This window comes from Bartonella sp. AD328YNZD (genome assembly GCF_042196425.1).
In genome coordinates, this window is sequence record NZ_JBHIQG010000347.1 from 1 (window position 1) to 2395 (window position 2395).

The 2395-nt window shown below is 36.9% G+C and carries 2 protein-coding genes and 1 pseudogene; all 3 read right to left on the reverse strand.

Translation table 11 applies throughout. The annotated features are described in order from the left end of the window. Window positions 1–815: pseudogene (locus ACFIO3_RS11600) on the reverse strand (LPS-assembly protein LptD); the annotation flags it as partial. Continuing rightward, window positions 816–1907 (reverse strand): LPS export ABC transporter permease LptG, encoded by a 1092-nt coding sequence (gene lptG, locus ACFIO3_RS11605; protein WP_375610168.1) that lies wholly within the window; start codon window positions 1905–1907, stop codon window positions 816–818. After that, a partial coding sequence (locus ACFIO3_RS11610; RefSeq protein WP_375704500.1) for an LptF/LptG family permease occupies window positions 1904–2395 on the reverse strand: 492 nt, incomplete at its 5' end. The genes ACFIO3_RS11610 and lptG, both read right to left, overlap by 4 nt.

Here is a 2395-nt window from a genome sequence, read left to right on the forward strand (position 1 = left end):
AAAAGCCCTTGTTGGGTATAAACCGTAGAAGAAAGTGTGAAATCGTAATGAGGAGCGAGATTCCAGAAATAAGAATTCTTTATCCCCATGCCGAGATCATTGGTATAAAAAAAATGAGGAGTAAGCAGACCGCTAGCACGCCTGACAGTTGGATCATAGATCTCAAAATTTGGAAATTTTATAATCGGTACACCAAAAACTTCAAAACTGCTATTTTCAAACCGAATTTTTTTGACGCTATTATTCCATATGATCTTTCTTGCTTTAATTTTCCATAAGACGTCTCGATCTGGTTTATAAGAGCAAGGTTCACAGGCTGTATAGGTTGCATTTTCAAAGACTGTTATGTGATTGTGTTTGCGTGTAGCATTTTGGGCTGAAAAGTGAACATTGTTGGCTGTATCAATACGTAAGGCGTTTACAAAACCCTCGCCAAGATCTTTGGTCATATCAATTTGGTTGGAATAAATTTTATTACCATCCTTTTGAGTAATTTCAACGTTCCCTTGTGCTATAAGCCGTCCTGTTTTTTGATTGTAAATAATTTTTTGAGCGACAACTTTATTGCCATCATATTCGATTTGGACATTACCGTGTGCAGAAACAGTGTTTTCATCACGATTGTAGATGAGTTCATCCGCAGAGAGCAAAAGAGGAGGTTCCGGATTTTGAATGCGACTTTGAGAAGGAGATTGAAGGCTTTGAGCGTGCGCACAATAAGACAAAGCACCTCCTAAAATAACCCCCACAATACTTTTAAAAGCGAGAGCACTTAATTTTGTTAAAATAGTTTTTTTAAGTGTTAATGCCTTCACTTAGCCATCCTCTTTATGAAGCAAAAAAGAGATTCCTAAGAATAACGCAATAACAACGGGTGTCCAAGCTGCAATAATTGGTGGAATATATCCAGCATTACCAAAAGCTTGGACAAGTACGGAAATAACATAAAGCATAAACCCAGCTATCACGCCACCAAGAATCAACATTCTAGATTGCCCAAAACGTGTAAAATTTAAAGATACAGTTGCTGCAATGAGGGTCATTGCCACAAGCAATGCCGGTAATGCAATCAAAGATTGGAAATACATATCAAAATTATGAGCAGAATAGCCAAATGAACGTGCAATCATAATTTTTTGGGGCAATTGGTAAAATGGAATAGTTGCGGGATTCACTAAACGTTCCGTTAAAAATTCAGGTTTTAGATTGGTTTTTATTTGCAACATGGTAAATTTTTCAGGAGGATGCCCTATTTTATAGATTGTTCCATTTGTTAATAGCCAAAATCCATTAGTCAAAGTTGCTTTTGGGGCATTAATCCAATTTTTAACGGTTGCATTATCATTGTATTGTACAAAGGTTGCATCGAGAAGAGAAAGTCCTTGATCGGAGATAGATTTAGCACCAATGGTTGTTCTGCCTAAATTTGTACGTTGTGTTAACCAGTGGATACTTGTATTGTGAAGAGGTGTTAGTACATTGTGATTGCGCCATTCAGTCATCTTTTTTTCTGCTTGAGAAAATCCCCATGCAGCAAGTGGATTAATAAGAAGAATTGAAAATAATCCTAAAAGAAAAGCTCCAAAACAAGCTGGCATAAGAAATTGCCATGCAGAAACACCGATTGAACGAGTCACCACAAGTTCAAGTTTTTTGTTGAGCGAGATAAGCGTTGCCATTGCAGAAAAGAGTGCAATGAAAGGGATAAGTTGTTGCATGATAAAAGGGATGCGTAAAACAGAGAGGAAAAATGCATCTTTTGCTGTATAATGCGCAAGGGAAGATAGCCTACCGGAATTCTCTGTGAAATCGATTAAAAGAGCAAGAACAAAAATGCTTCCCCAGAAATAACAAGTTATTTTAAGATAACGTATAAAAAAATATCGTCCAAGTGTCCACCCAATCATGATATTTTATCCGAGGAATCTTGAGATTTTCGATGTTCAAATTTGTTCATTATTTTTTGAAAAGCGATTTGAAGTATCTCATTAACTTTTGTGGGAAGCCCAATTTTATGATTCGTTAAAAGCATAAAAAAGACAAATGCACTTGTTCCTATAGGTATAATATAAAGGAAAGGAACGTATGCAAGATCGCTTTTTGCTTTTTCTGCGAAAAAATATCCTATCCAATATACCAGAAAAGAGAGGGCAATTGCCGAGAGATTTGCGGAATGACGAGCTTGTCGATGGGAGCGTACATCCCCTGCCGCTGCTAATGCAATAAGTGAAAAAACAATAGGGTAGAGCCATTGTGTTAATCTGCGGTGAAATTCAGCTTTATATTGGAGTGGTTTTCGTTGATAGTAGGGATCTTTTGGGTCAGGGTTTTGTAAATAAGAAAGAGACCGATCTTTTGGATAAAGAGTAGGTGTTTTATCACTGGGGATAAACTC

Bases quoted from the DNA above. Each gene is read 5' to 3' on its own strand.
- lptG (WP_375610168.1), bottom strand. From the start codon at position 1,907: ATGATTGGGTGGACACTTGGACGATATTTTTTTATACGTTATCTTAAA.